This window comes from Cellulosimicrobium marinum, from assembly GCF_020551945.1.
GTDB classification, from domain to species: Bacteria; Actinomycetota; Actinomycetes; order Actinomycetales; family Cellulomonadaceae; genus Cellulosimicrobium; species Cellulosimicrobium marinum.
Window position 1 is genome coordinate 14228 of record NZ_JAJBZH010000002.1, and the last position, 13778, is coordinate 28005.

General features: G+C 72.8%; 13 protein-coding genes. 1 reads left to right on the forward strand and 12 read right to left on the reverse strand.

Features of this window, described 5'->3' with window-relative positions:
- Positions 1-11: 11 nt before the first annotated feature.
- Complete coding sequence (locus tag LGQ04_RS03915) at positions 12-968, reverse strand: LLM class flavin-dependent oxidoreductase (protein WP_229242409.1); 957 nt, start codon at positions 966-968, stop codon at positions 12-14.
- Positions 969-1029: 61 nt separating this feature from the next.
- Between LGQ04_RS03915 and LGQ04_RS03920 the strand changes: the two genes are divergently transcribed.
- Positions 1030-2292, forward strand: coding sequence for an oxamate carbamoyltransferase subunit AllG family protein (locus LGQ04_RS03920; protein WP_229242410.1), 1263 nt, complete (start codon positions 1030-1032; stop codon positions 2290-2292).
- Between the two features lie 47 nt (positions 2293-2339).
- Here LGQ04_RS03920 and LGQ04_RS03925 read toward each other — a convergent pair whose 3' ends face one another.
- The 11 genes from LGQ04_RS03925 to LGQ04_RS03975 form a co-directional block, all read right to left on the reverse strand.
- Positions 2340-3764: a condensation domain-containing protein gene (locus LGQ04_RS03925; protein WP_229242411.1), complete on the reverse strand. Its 1425-nt coding sequence runs from the start codon at positions 3762-3764 to the stop codon at positions 2340-2342.
- Positions 3765-3771: 7 nt separating this feature from the next.
- Complete coding sequence (locus LGQ04_RS03930; RefSeq protein WP_229242412.1) at positions 3772-4935, reverse strand: class-II aminoacyl-tRNA synthetase family protein; 1164 nt, start codon at positions 4933-4935, stop codon at positions 3772-3774.
- Positions 4932-6161, reverse strand: coding sequence for a cytochrome P450 (locus LGQ04_RS03935; protein ID WP_229242413.1), 1230 nt, complete (start codon positions 6159-6161; stop codon positions 4932-4934). Before LGQ04_RS03935 ends, LGQ04_RS03930 begins: the two co-directional genes overlap by 4 nt.
- The gene (locus tag LGQ04_RS03940) at positions 6151-6759 is read right to left on the reverse strand and encodes an RraA family protein (protein ID WP_267494406.1); all 609 of its coding nucleotides are present in this window, start codon (positions 6757-6759) and stop codon (positions 6151-6153) included. Before LGQ04_RS03940 ends, LGQ04_RS03935 begins: the two co-directional genes overlap by 11 nt.
- Positions 6760-6827: 68 nt before the next feature.
- Positions 6828-7094 carry an acyl carrier protein gene (locus LGQ04_RS03945; protein ID WP_229242415.1) on the reverse strand — a complete coding sequence of 89 codons (267 nt, stop codon included), beginning with the start codon at positions 7092-7094 and terminating at the stop codon, positions 6828-6830.
- Positions 7095-7118: 24 nt separating this feature from the next.
- Positions 7119-8312, reverse strand: coding sequence for an aminotransferase class III-fold pyridoxal phosphate-dependent enzyme (locus LGQ04_RS03950; RefSeq protein WP_229242416.1), 1194 nt, complete (start codon positions 8310-8312; stop codon positions 7119-7121).
- On the reverse strand, positions 8303-9355 hold the full coding sequence (locus LGQ04_RS03955) for a pyridoxal phosphate-dependent aminotransferase (protein WP_229242417.1): 1053 nt from the start codon (positions 9353-9355) through the stop codon (positions 8303-8305). The genes LGQ04_RS03950 and LGQ04_RS03955 overlap by 10 nt, the downstream gene beginning before the upstream one ends.
- Positions 9356-9489: 134 nt before the next feature.
- Positions 9490-10428, reverse strand: a complete 939-nt coding sequence (locus LGQ04_RS03960) for a transketolase C-terminal domain-containing protein (RefSeq protein WP_229242418.1) — start codon at positions 10426-10428, stop codon at positions 9490-9492.
- Positions 10425-11438, reverse strand: a complete 1014-nt coding sequence (locus tag LGQ04_RS03965; RefSeq protein ID WP_229242419.1) for a thiamine pyrophosphate-dependent dehydrogenase E1 component subunit alpha — start codon at positions 11436-11438, stop codon at positions 10425-10427. Before LGQ04_RS03965 ends, LGQ04_RS03960 begins: the two co-directional genes overlap by 4 nt.
- A complete protein-coding gene (locus LGQ04_RS03970) occupies positions 11438-12031 on the reverse strand; it encodes an O-methyltransferase (RefSeq protein WP_229242420.1) in 594 nt (197 codons plus the stop codon). Before LGQ04_RS03970 ends, LGQ04_RS03965 begins: the two co-directional genes overlap by 1 nt.
- A 350-nt stretch (positions 12032-12381) precedes the next feature.
- Positions 12382-13776: a lactate/malate family dehydrogenase gene (locus LGQ04_RS03975; protein ID WP_229242421.1), complete on the reverse strand. Its 1395-nt coding sequence runs from the start codon at positions 13774-13776 to the stop codon at positions 12382-12384.
- Between the last annotated feature and the right edge of the window lie 2 nt (positions 13777-13778).

Genomic DNA, 13778 nt, shown 5'->3' on the forward strand with positions numbered 1-13778 from the left:
GTACGCCCATTCTAGCCGTCGCCGTGCTCGCCCTCGCTCGGGCCGAGCGCGGGCCGCGCCCGGACAGCACCTCGACGGAGGTGGTCGCCGACCGGCCTGCCAGGTGCGTGGACGGCGGCGGGTGCGGTGTCGTCGAGCACGCGGCACACGGCCTCGACCAGACGTTCCATCTCTCGCCCCGTCGCAGCACGGTCCAGCTCGAGCACCAGGTGCTCCGCGCCGGACCGTACCGCACGCCCGCACCATGCAGCCGTCACGTCCGGGGCGTCCACCGCCGCATGCACCTGGGCCGAGACGGTGATCTCGGCGGCGGAACGGCCGAGGGCCTCGCAGCGCGCCAGGAGGTCCTCCCGTGTCGCCCGCAGCCGCGGCAGGTGAGCTCCGGCCACGTTCCACACGTCGGCGTGCCGGGCGATGACCCCGAGCATCCGCGGGCCGGCCCCGCCAAGCACGAGCCGCGGGGCGGGAGCCACGTCACCACGTACCTGCGCGCCGTCGAGTCGCACGTGCCGCCCTTCGAAGGTGACCGGGCCTCCCGCGAAGAGAAGTCGGAGGGCTGCGCACGTCTCGTCGAGCATCACGAGTCGGTCGCCGGCGGCCGGGAAGTCGATGCCCCACGCCTCGTGCTCCGGTACGGACCAGCCGACGCCCAGACCGAGGTCGAGCCTGCCACCGGCGATCTCGTTGACCGTCGCCGACATCGCGGCGAGTACGGCCGTGGACCTGTACGTCACGCTGGACACAAGGATCCCGAGGGTCGCACGCCTCGTCGCCGCTGCGAGCGCTGCGAGACTCGCCCATGCGTCGAGGCACGGGACCGCACCGTGCTCGCTCCCGCCCTGGGCGACGAAGTGGTCGTAGAGCCAGAGGTGCTCCACGCGGGGGATCTGCTCGGCCGCGATCCACATGTCGCGGAGCTCTGAGAAGCGCAGGTTCTCCTGTGGCGTCTTGACTCCGATGGTCACCATGCACCATGTATAGCGTCTTACGGTACTTTGTGTGTATTAGTCCCTTTATGGAGGGAGCTCCATGCACGGCGAACCGACCACCTCCGACTGGAGAGGATGGGACCGCCACCAGGTGTGGCTGCGACGCGCCGGCCGCGCGGGCGACCACGACGACCAGGTCGGTCGGCTGAGATACCTTGCTGCCGGACCACCGGTGCGCGCCTCGCAGGCTTCCGAACCGGTCAAGGCCGCGCTCACGGCGGCCCTGCTGCTCGAGGGCGAGGCGTCCTCGAGGCATGCTGCCGAGCAGCTGATCCGGTCCGACACCGTCGAGCTCGTCCCCGGGTACGCGTCGCGGACCGTGGTCCCGCTGAGCTCCGTCGTGTCCCCGTCCATGCCCGTGCTGATCCTCGAGGACACCGACGGGAGAGTCGCGCTCGGCCCGGTCGACCGTCCGGGCGATCGCGTGCTCCGTCACGGGTGCGACGACCCGGCGGTCGTCGCCGGGCTCCGTCACACGGCGGAGGTGATCGTGCCCCTCCTCGACCGCGCGCTGCAGGTGTCGCCGTTCAACGTCACGCGTGCTCTCACGGAGTCCCTCCGGCGAGGCGACGACGGCCACGCACGGACGGTCGCCGGGAGCAGCCTCCTCACGTCGCACGTCCTGGCCGCGCTCCTGGCCGACGGTCGGACCGGACCGGACGCCGTCCGGGTCACGCGCTGGCTGCAGCTGCAGCCGCACCTCTTCGGCGGTGCGACGGGACCGGCCGCGCGGCTCCTCGTCGAGTCGAGCGTCTCCCCGGAGTTCCCGACCATGCTCACCGCGATCGGCGCGAACGGTCGCGAGATCGGCATCCGCACCGTCGGCGGTGGCGACAGGTGGTTCGTCGCGCCGGCACCGGTCGGACGTGTCGTCCTGGGCCCACGGGTCAACCCTGCCGAGGCTCATCCGGTGCTGGGCGACTCGTTCGTGGTCGAAGCAGCGGGACTCGGCGCCCAGGCGCTGCACGCCAGTCCGTGCACGACGGACGCCCTGGGTCTGACCCCCAGCGACGTCGAGACCTTCACCCGCGGTCCCCGTGTCTCCGCGAGACGCACGAGCACGCGCTTCCGCGTGCCGGGCCGAGGCGGTCTCCCGACGGGGATCGACGTCGCGCAGCTCGCGCAGGCCGGCGAGAGGATCGCGATCCTCACCGGAGTGGTGTCGCGCACGAGGGGGATCGGGCTGGTGGGCGCAGGGATCGCCGTCGTCCCGTCGGAGGTCCTGCGTGAGGCCGCGGCAGGCTCCGGCACGCCTCTCGCACCCGGGGTGCGCGCCGTGGACCATGCCGTCGGCAGAGTCTGACGGCGGGCCCGGTCCCCGGTCACGCGGCGCGCAGGTCGGTCCGTCACTCACGGCCGGGAGCCGGGGGAGCGGCACGACCGCGCGACGCGCTCCAGCAGGTCGGAGACGTCGTCGAGCATCCCTGCCGCCGTGTCCGGGTCGATCCGGGCGGTGTCGACCTGGAGCAGGACGCGGAGGTCCTCGGGGTGCGGGCTCACCGTGAAGAACGCCGTGAGGTCGAGCCGCGCCCAGGCGCCCACGACCTGCTGCCGGGCCAGGGCACCGCTGTCGAGCTCGGCGCGCAGCTCGGCGTCCGAACGATCCCGCAGGTGCGGCCAGGAGCCGGCCGCACGCGAATCGTTGAAGTAGTAGCCGAGGCTGTCCAGAACAGGGTCCGCGACGTCGGCCTCGAGCCGGTCGACGTCGTACGACGCGCCGAGCTGGGAACGGAGGACCGCACCTCCCACGCTCCTGACGTAGTCGGTGAACGCCCTCGTGCCCTCCTCGCCGGCGGCGAGGGAGGCCCCCGGGGTCACGACGGCCAGACCGTTCTGGGCCATCGGGACGACCGCACCCTGCACCTGCGGGTCGGCACGGTTGCCGACGATGTTGAGGAGGGGGACCTCGGCGAGGCCGAGACGCCGCGCCAGGGTCCACCCGATCGCGGCGAACAGGACCACCGAAGTGGTGCGGGAGACGGCCCGCGCGACGAGCACCGCCGCCCGACTGGCTCGGGGGGCATCGAGCAGGATCCCGGTGAAGCGCTCGGCGGACGCTCCTGGCGCGACCCGTGCCGCCGACGTCAGGGCGTGACGCGACACGTCGGTCAGGCGCCCGAGCTCGGACCGCCAGCGTTCGATCGAGGCGAGGTGCCGTGCGTCACCCTGGGGCCCGGCTTCGAGGTCGGCGATCTCCAGCGGGGACGGGCCCGCGTCGCCGAGCGACGCACCGGTGCCGCCCTGGGCGATCATCGCCTCGAGGTCGTGGCGCACCACCTCCCACGCCGTCCCGTCGACGACGAGGTGCGACGCGACGAGCACGACCCGCACCACGTCGCCGTCGACCTCGACGACGCCCGCGCGCACGGGAAGGTCCGTCTCGTGGTCGAACCTCGGCCCTCGCAGGAGCTCCGCGAGGCGTTGGGTCCGGTCCACGAACGTACCCGGCTCCGCGCGCACCCGGACGAGAGGTACCCGGCCCGAGCCGACGAGCACCTGCCGCTCGCCCCGGGGCCAGCCGGGAAACAGCGTTCTCAGGCCCTCGTGGCGCGCCACGAGGCGCTCCAGGACGGCGGCGACGTCGTGGCCTCCGAGGCCTGGCGGGACGGGGACCGTCATGCCCATGTTGAAGTAGTGGTCACCCTCGCCCATCCACACGATGGAACGACGGATCGCGCGCTGGCCCCAGGTCAGAGGACCGGAGGCACCCGCGACCCGAGGGAGCTCGACGAACAGCTCTCCGGGCGGACCGTGGTCGAGAGGTGGTGCCGTCACCGCGTCCTCACCCACGGGCACGCGGCGCTCCGACCCCCGGACCCGTTCGGCGCGAGATCGCCGCGGGCCACTGCTCGGGGTCGTCGTCGACGTAGTGCGAGAGCCATCGCGCCCACCGGTCCAGCCCGAACCCGACGCAGGCCGAGTGTGCAGGGCTCCCGTCGGCCAGCGTGATGCCGAAGGCACGACCGAAGTGCTCCTCGTGGAGGTTGACCGAGGCGATCGCGAGAGGCTCGTCGGTCTGCGGCAGGCGCCCGGACAGCTCCAGCTTGAGCGACCTGGCGTCCTGATACCCGGCGAGGTCGGGCCGGTAGCGGGTGAAGAACGGGTCGCTCGCGGACGCCACCCGTGCCGGCAGCCCGAGGTCCGTCGCGAGCTGCACCAGTGCGCCGGCCACGACGTCCCTGAACTCTCGCGCACCGGCACGGTCGCCGACGAAGACGATCTCGCGCATGGCGAAGGACCAGAGTCGCGTCGAGCTGACCGTCGCCTCGTGGCGTGTGCACATCCCGCGCGCGGTCACGACCTGCGGCCCGTCGAGGACGGCGTCCGCCAGGTCCGCGAAGAGCGGCATGCACACGGTGGGTGTGGCGCACACCGGCGCCGGAACCATGTCCCGCTCCACGTCGGCGCGTCCGTCCGCGAACCTGTCGAGCACGTCGACGTCGGGCCGCACCACGTGGCACGACGTCAGGTGCTGCGGGAAGGTCCGGTCGTAGCCCGCGCGACGGATCGTGTCCCAGGGCACCAGGTGGGGGACCAGGGCCTCGTGGGCGCCGAGCTCGTCCGCCAGGTTCAGCGCGACGGTGTCGACGGCGGCGGCGAGGCGGGCGAGGAGGTGACCACCTACCCGGAGGCCGGGGCCGATCTCGGCGTCCTTGACGTCCGCGCCGGACCTGGGCGCCCGGACGTCCCACAGGTCGAGGAGCCCCGAGCTCGGCCCCCCTCGCCGCGACACCGAACGCCCGAAGGCGCGGCCCAGCTTCTCCGGCAGCCCGGCCGTCGCACCCTCGACGTACCCGACGGAGGGGACGTCCACGTCGTCGAGCACCCAGTCGTCCGACTCCTCGAAGCAGTAGGGGAGCAGGGAACGGAAGACCGCCAGCTCGTCGGGTTCCAGACGCCCTGGCGCCGTCCACCACGCATCGACCCGCAAGGGCTCGGCCGTCACGACGCCGCCTCCCCGTAGTCGAGACGGAGTCCCGAGGCGTGCCGGAACGTCCGGCCCTGCACGGCGGGGACGGCCCCGACCACGCTCGGCACCTCGATCCGGTCCAGCACCGCACCGAGGACGATCTCGAGCTCGGCCGCGGCCAGCCCCATCCCCAGGCAGACGTGCCGACCGGCCCCGAACGTCATCGGCATCCGAGAGCTCCTGTGCGGCAGGAACGCGTCCGGGTCCGTGAAGACCTCGGGATCGCGGTTGGCGCTCGCCATGCACACCTGCACGGGCGCGCCCTCCTCGAGCGCGACGCCTCCCAGCTCCGTCGGCTGGGCCGCGAAACGCAGGGTGAGGTGCAGGGGCGGCTCGTGCCTGAGGTGCTCCTCGACGTACGGCGCGAGGGCGTTCCGATCGGCGCGCAGCGACGCCCATGCGTCCGGCTCCAGGACCGCACGACGCAGCAGGGTGGTGATCGCCGCGCTCGTCGTCTCGGTCCCTGCCGCCAGGAGGAGGATCGCGTTGTTCACGACGTCGGCACCCGCCAGGCGGTCGTCCTCCGCGAGGACGGCGAGAAGGTGGCCGTTGCCCCGCCCTGCGGAGATCTGTGCGTCGAAGTACTCCCGGAGCTCCTCGCGCCGCGACACCACCGTCGCGAGCGGCACCGGCTCGTGGTCGACATAGGCGACGAGCGCACGCATGGCGTCCCACAGCCAGTCACCGTCCTCCACCGGGAGACCGAGGAGCCGACAGGTGACGGCCATGGGGACACGCTCGGCCAGCCGGTCGGCGAGCCGTGGGTCGCCCTCGGCAAGGGCGTCGTCGAGCACCGACGTCACCAGCGGCGGGACGATCCGCTGCGCCAGGTCCCGGACCGCGCGCGGCCGGAGGACCTTGCTCACCTCTGATCGCGGGACCGTGTGACGGGTGCCCTCCTGGTCGAGCATCGACGGCCCGAACGCCCGTCTGCTCGCCCGGAAAGGATGGACGACGGTGAACTTCGGCGACGTGAGGACCGTACGCACGTGCTCGTAGCCGAAGGCGACGTGCGAGCTCAGCGGCTCCGACCACGCGACGGGATCGTTCTCCCGGTACCAGGCGTAGGCGGGCCACGGGTCGCGGCGGAACCGCTCGTCGTCGAGGTCGACGACGTACGGCGGGCCGTCCGGGTCCGGTACCGACGTCGCCGTTCCCGGCCCGCGGTCGCGCAGCGTGGTCGCGCCACCGTCAGGGGACATAACCGAGCGCCCCCGTCCCCTCGAGGAACCCGTCGAGAGAGGTGAGCTCGGCGAGGGACTGCCCGCGAGACCTGATCGCGTCCCGGAGCCCGTCCTCGCGCTGCCGCAGCACACCGGCTGCGACGAGCACAGCCCGGACGGTCGACCCGTGGACCACGGCGACCCCGTCCGGGTCGGCGAAGATCCAGTCCTCGCTCGTCACGAGCGTCCCGCCCAGCTCCGTGGCGCACGGGACCTCGTCGGCCTTCCGGTCGGTCGTCCGCGCGGACGCGAACGTCACCTCCGTGGAGAGGACCGGCACGTCGATCGTGCGCAGCTCCTCGACGTCACGCACGGCACCGTCCACCACGACTCCCGCCAGGCCCTGGATCTCGGCCGACGTGAGGAAGATGTCACCCACGAGAGCTTCCGACGGCCGCACGCGGTTGACGATCACGAGCACTGCGCCGGGGGGGCACGCCGCGAGACCCTGGAGACACGGGAGCATGTCGTCGTCGGTCACCACCGGGAAGGCAGGACCGCAGAGACGCTCTCGCCCGTTCCTGGCCACGAGCGGCAGGTCGACCCGTCTCACCAGGTCCGGCGCGGCGTCCGCCATCTGCGCGACGGCGGTCCGTGCGAAGGCGTCCCTCACCTCGACGGCGGTCGCCGGAACGAGCGCCCCGCTCACGGTGCGACCCGCTCCTCGACCGCGATGCGGTAGAGCCCGCGCAACGTGTAGAACACCTCGAGCTCGTGCTCTCCCAGGTCGATCGGGGTTCCCGTGATCTGCTCCACGAAGACGATCATGCGGATCATCGTGAACGAGGTCACCAGCCCGAGGTCGAAGAGGTTGTCGTCCTCGTCGATGCGCTCCGGGACGGCACCGCCTCCCTCGGTCTGCACCTCACGGAGGAAAGCACGCATCTGCTCGTAGAATTCGTTCTTCGTCACGGTTCGCAGCCTCTTTCTCGTTGTTCAGCGGATGGCATGGCGGAGCGTGTCCAGTCCTGCACGGAGCTGGTCGTCCGGGATGGTGAGGGGCGGTGCCACGCGGACGCGTTCGCCGCGCGCCCCACCGGGAAACACCAGCACCCCGAGCTCGAGGGCACGACGAGCGACCTCCTGACCCGTTCGTCCGACGGGCCGGAAGGAGAGCGACGGCCCTGGAACGTGGATCTCGGCCGCCCTGCCCTCGTCCTCGAGGACGCGCGCGACCAGTCGCAGCGACGTCGCGACCCGTCGGCACATCGCCTCGACGTCGTGACTGTCGACGAAGCGGGCCACCTGGAGGGCCGCAGCCGGTCCGAGCGTCCCCGTCTGGAACGTGTGCGCCAGACGTGGTCCGGCGTGTCGTTCCTCGATCGACGCGTCGTAGACGACCGCCGAGAGGGGATACATCCCGTTGGTCAGCGACTTGGCGAAGAGGACCACGTCCGGGTCCAGGCCCCAGGCCGCGGAGAGGCTGAGGTGCCCGTGGCGGAAGTACCCGCTCTGGATCTCGTCCGCGATGAGCACCACGCCCGCGGTCCGGGCGGCGGTGCTCACGGCCCGGAGCCACTCCCGGTCCAGCGGTACGTACCCGCTCGCTCCCTGGACCGGTTCGTACAGGAAGCACGAGACGTCGCTCCAGTCGGTCGGGACGACGCCCGGGTCGAGCCGGACCACCTCGTGGGCGACCAACGACTGGAATCCCGTGTCCTGGAGCGCGTACTCGCGCTGGACGGACGAGAAGGCCCCGGTGTCCACTCCGAGTCCGTGGAAGGCACCCGTGACCACGACGACCTTGCCGGGTCGATGGCGACGGGCGAGAGACACGGCCGTGGCCACGGCGAAGCTCCCTCCGATCTGGAAGAGCACCCGCCGGTCGCGCGACTCGTCGAGCCGCGCGCAGAGCCAGTGCGCGACGTCCTCGGCCGCACTCGTCCGGAAGGGTGCCACGAGGTCCGACGACGTCGTCGAGGCGGTCGCGATCTCGGGGTTGCCGTGGCCGAAGTTCGTGCTGGCGTAGGACGACATCAGGTCGGTGACGACGAGCTCGTCCTGGTCCGGGGTACGCAGCACGACGCTCGCGTTGTCCGCCGATACGAGGGTGAGCCCGTCGCCGAACGACGGGCTCTCGTCGAGAACGCTGAGCCGTGACGGGCGACGTGCGTCGATCGCTAGGGACATCCCATCTCCAGGTAGGTCGTGAATCGTCTGAGGCCTTCGTCGAGCTCCGGGAGGGGTGCTGACGTGGCGATCCTGACGTGGCCGGTCCCGCGCGGTCCGAACGTGGATCCCGGCACGACGGCGACACCCGCCCTGTCGAGCAGGCGGTCGGCGAGCTCGACGTCCCCGAGGCCCGTGCCGGTGATGTCCGGGAAGAGGTAGAGGCCGCCGTCGGGGCGGACCACGCGGGCCCCGGTGACGCCGGCGAGTGCACCTGCCGCACGGTCGAGACGGTCCGACTGGTCGGCCACGTGCGTCCGGACCCATGCCCTGACCTCGGCGGACACCATGGCCCGGGCGACGACCCGTTGCAGCATCGTCGGCATGCAGCAGTGGGTGTTCACGGCGATGCGTGCGACGTCGTCGACCAGCGAGCGCGGCAGGATCCCGATGCCGAGGCGCCAACCGCACAGCGCGTGGCTCTTGGACAGCGTCTCCATGAGGATCGTGCGGTCCTCGGCGACCTCGTCGAGGATGCGTCCGGAGCGGAGGCTCGCCCGCCCCCCGAAGACGCGGTAGGCCTCGTCGCGCAGGACGTAGGCGCCGAGGCGCTCGGAGGCGTCGACGATCGACCTCGCGGTGTCCGGGGCGAGGGCGCCGCCGGTCGGGTTGCCCGGCTGGTTCACGACGATCATGCGCGTCCGGCTGCTCACCTGGTGGAGTGCGCGGCACGGGTCGTAGCCCACGACGACACCCCCGACGAGTCGGACGAGCTCCGCGTAGACGGGGAACCCGGGGTCCGGAACGAGCACCTCGTCGCCCGGGCCGACGAGGGCGAGCAGGGTCAGGTGCAGCACGAGGTTGCTCCCCGGGACGAGGAGCACCTGCGTCGGGTCGGCTGCCCGTCCCGGCGCGGCGGCGAGCGCACCCGCGACCGTCTCGCGGACCGCGAGGTCGCCCGGGGCGTCCGTGTACCCGTGCGGGCCGGCGAGCGCGGCGTCCCGAAGCGCCTCGATCAGGGCGGGGGCGGGCTCCCGTGCGGGCTCGCCTCGTTCAAGGCGCACGACGTCCCGTCCGCGACCGACCAGGGCCGCCGCACGCACGGAGACGCTGAACGCCGAGCCGCCGCTCAGTCGTCCGGCCGCCGTTCCGTGTGCCTGTGCCTGCGCTCCGTGCGGGAGAGTCAGCCCGCCCCCGGTCACGACAGTTCCCGGACGGCGTCGACGACCGCGTCCGACGTCGGCCACACGTGACGTTCGAGCGCGGGCGACGACGGCACGGGCACGTCGGGGCACGAGACGACCCGGATCCGTCCGCACAGCCGCTCCCCGACACTGGGCTGCTCGAGAAGTCTGCCGAGGATCTGCGCCGGGGCGCCAGAGCGGGGGCCGTCGTCGACGACGACGAGACGACCCGTGCGCAGGACCGACTCACGGACGGTCTCGACGTCGAAGGGGACGAGGGTGCGCGGGTCGACGACGTCGCACCGCACGCCCACCGACGCCAGCTCCGCTGCCGCCTCGGCCGCCACGGCCACCGCACCGCCGATGGCGAGGATCGTCGCGTCGTCGCCTTCCGTGACCCGGCGTGCCTGCCCGAACGGGACGGGACGCGCCGCGATCGCGCTGCCCCACCCCGACGAGCGGGCCAGGGAGGGAGCCGCGAAGTAGGCGACCGGCCCGGGCCAGGACAGTGCGCTGCGCAGCAGCCCGCAGGCGTCCTCCTGCGAGCCCGGGGTCACGACCGCGACACCCGGGACCTGCATGAGCAGCCCGTACGGGCACTGCTCGTTCTGGGGGCCGAGCTGCTGCGGGCCGCGGGACGTCATCGTCAGGACCATCGGGACGGAGTACGCGCCGTCGGTCAGGTACGACAACCGTCCAGCGTGATTCACCAGCTGGTCCATCACGAGCATGAGGAACGAGGCACGGTTGAGGTCGACCAGCGGCCGCAGGCCGCTCATGGCCGCACCCACGGCCATGCCGACCATCGCCGGTTCGGAGATGGCGCAGACGCGCACACGGTCACCGAAGCGTGCACGCAGGCGTGCAGGAGCGCTCGTGGCGATGAAGACCATGTCGTCCGACGCCGCCATCTCCTCTTCGACGACGACGTCGAGCAGGGCGAGCTCGTTCACCGGGTACCTCCGAACACGTGCGTCGTGACCTGGTCGGCATCGGGCCAGGGCGCGTCCCGAGCGTGGCGGACCGCGTCCTCGACACGCCGCCCGGCGTCGTCCCAGGCGGTCCGGAGCGGCGCGTCGTCCACTCCGGCGGCACGGAGCCGGGACTCCAGCGTCGCGATCGGGTCGTTCGCGTCCCAGGCGGCCTTCTCCGCGGCGGGACGCTCCTCTCGCGGCGGCGCGTCGAACTGCAGGTGGAACCGCGCCAGGTAGGTCCATGCCTGGACGAAGGACGGGCCACCGCCGTCCCGTGCGCGGTGGACGGCGTGGCGCAGGGCGTCCGTGACGGCCAGCACGTCGCACCCGTCGACCTCGGAGGAGTCGATCCCGTGCGCTCGGGGGATCGCGAGGAGCGACCGGGACGGGAACACCTCCTCCGTGCGGATGCCCCCCTGGTACCCGTTGTGCTCGCAGACGACCACCAGGGGCAGGCGCTGCACCGAGGCGAGGTTGAGCGCCTCGTGGACCTGTCCGGCCCCGAGCGAGCCGTCCCCGATGAAGGCCACCGCGACGGACGAATCACCTCTGACCTGGCTCGCGAGCGCGGCCCCGGCAGCGACCGGGACCCCGGCTCCGATGATCCCGCTGGACAGCAGGAGGTTGTGCGCACGTGAGGAGACGAGCGCCGCGGCCTTGCCGCCGCACAGTCCCGACGCCTTCCCGAAGAGCTCTGCGAGAAGGGGCTCGAGGCCGACTCCTCGTGCGATGGCGTGACCGTGGCCGCGATAGTTGGAGACGATCGAGTCGCGCTCCTCGAGAACGCTGCACGTCCCCACGGCGACGGCTTCCTCGCCGACATAGGGGTGGACCGGGCCCACGATCTCGCCGTCGGAGCGGAGCTCGAGGAGCCGTTCCTCGAAGACCCGGATCAGGGTCATGGTCCGGTGGTGGTCGAGCGCGCGGGAGACGTCCAGCGACGCGGGGACGGCTTCCGGGCCGGCGCCGGGCAGAGGCGGGAGGTACATCAGGCCGCCCCAGGGGAGTCGTACCGGCGCACGGCGACGAGAAGCCCGGTCTCCACGGGGATCGTCGTCTCGACGAACCTGGCGTCGTGTCGGATCTCGTCGACGATCGCGACGACCGTGCGCCGGTGGTCGTCCTCCGTGTAGCGCAGCTCGTCGAGGTCGTCGAGGACGAGGACTCCCCCGGGTCGGACGAGGTCGCGAGTACGACGGAACTGGGTCCACTTGCCGCCTTCCGCGTCCGCGAACACCAGGTCGAACGTCCCGATGGTCTCCCAGCAGTCCTCCACCGCCTCGGGGAGCACGTCGACCACGTCGGCGACGTGCGCGGCGGTCTCCTGGGCGAGGTCCGTGTCGGCCTCTAGGGTGACGACACGGACGTCCGTCCGGCCTGTCAGTCCGGCGGTCAGCCATGCCGTACCGGCGCCGCACCCGGTTCCGATCTCGAGGATCCGACCACCCGGCGGGACTGCGGCGGCGAGGGTGGCGAGGATCGCCCCCAGGACGTCACCGCTCGACGCCTCGAAGCCGCGGGCAGCCGCCCGCTCTCGTGCGGCGCGCACCTCCGCGGGGACCGGTACTGACGACAGTCGCATCTTGACCCTTCCTGGGCGCGTCGACCGCGAGGTCGTTCGGTGTCCTCGCTCGTGGGCGGGCGATCTCGGCCTCGAGATCGCCGCAGTGCACGTGCCTGCGTCAGCGAGGTGCACATGGCACGTCGTGACGAGCTGGAGAACGGTCGACGGGTGTTCGACCACCAGCGGTCCGGTGCGAGCCTCGGGACGCGCGATCGGCGCGGAGCCCCCGTGGACCGGACGACATGACGGGGGGAGCAGCAAGGTTGATTTGACCCCCGTGCTCGCAAACTAGCTCAAGATGAGACGTTTGTCAGCAATGCATCCATTATGCGGTCATCACACCTTTTGCCCCGGGCACGTGAGCGAGGTCAGGCGCGGCGCACGACGACGGAGCGCACCGTCGCGAGCCGGCCGACGGCCCGCTCCAGCGACCGGGTGCGCCGCTCGGTCGCGCTGAAGGCGACGTCGATCCGCCCGACCCGCCCGCCGTCGTCGGCCGGGGTGGTGCGCAGGGCGTCGAAGCTCACGCCGCGCGTGGAGAACACGCTCGTCAGCGCGGTGAGGGTGCCCGGCCGGTCGAGGCCGTGCACGCTCGCCACCCAGGAGAGCTCGCCCTCCCCGTCGCCCGTGGCCGCCGCCGCGCCCCCGGCCGTCGGCGCAGCACCCGCGGGGTCCGGTGGGGTGGCGGTGGTCGCGGTGAGCAGCTGCCCGACGCCGTCCGCCGCCTCCGCGAGGCGGCGCGCCTCGTCGTCGGGCAGGGGGTCGAGGAGGACGCGCGTCCAGCCCTCGGGTCCGAGCACGAGCGGCACGCCGAGGACGCCCCGGTGGGGGGCGGGTCGGCCGTCGGCGTCGGGCAGGGCGACCTCGCCGTCGAGCGCGACCTGTCCGGCGACGACGATCTCGCGGCCGTCGAGGATGGTGTCGACGAGGTCGACGGTCGCGCTCGCCGTGCCCGCCGGTGTCTTGGCGCCGGACTGGTGCGTCATCCACGGGCGCGCGACGGTGCGCAGGTCGGCGGGCCAGGAGTCGATGAGGTCGAAGGCGGCGCCGACGTCCCGTGCCGCCGTCGCGGCGAGCTCGCGCTTCGCGGCCGCGATCTCCGCGGGCAGGGCGTCGAGGGTCCGGCCGCGGCGCAGGGCCTCGACGGCGCGGCGGCGCTCGGCGGCGTCGAGCCCGCTCACGCGGACCGTCGACCACAGGGGGACAGCGTCCTCGCCGTGCTGCCCGGCGACGAAGCCGCCGACGCGGTGCCGTCGCACGCCCAGCTCCACGGCGACCTCGCGGCGGAAGCGCAGCGTGTCGAGCCACGCCCCCATCCCCACGACGCGGTGCCGGCCGAGGCGTTCCGCCATGACGGCCACGCCGAGCTCGACGGGGTTGGTCACGACGATGACGACCTCGTGGCCCGAACCGTGGCGGGCGATCGCGTCGGCGTGCTCGGCGAGCACGGCGTGGTTCGTCGCGGCGAGCGCCCGGCGGTCCGGGTCGGCTCCCGTGCGGGCGGGTGCGGTGAGCCCCGCCGCGACGACGATGACGTCGGCGGCGACGTCGGCGGGGGAGTGCGCCACGTCGAGCAACGGGGCGTGCTCGTCGTAGGCGTCCACGAGGTCGGCGCGCAGCCCGTGCACGGCGCGGGCGGACGCTCCGCCCGCGCGCCCGACGAGCTGGAGCCGCGACGTCGGCGGCAGCACCTGCCGTTCGACGAGCTGGGTGCACACCTGGCGGCCGACGTCCCCCGTCGCGCCGATCACGGCCACGTCCATCG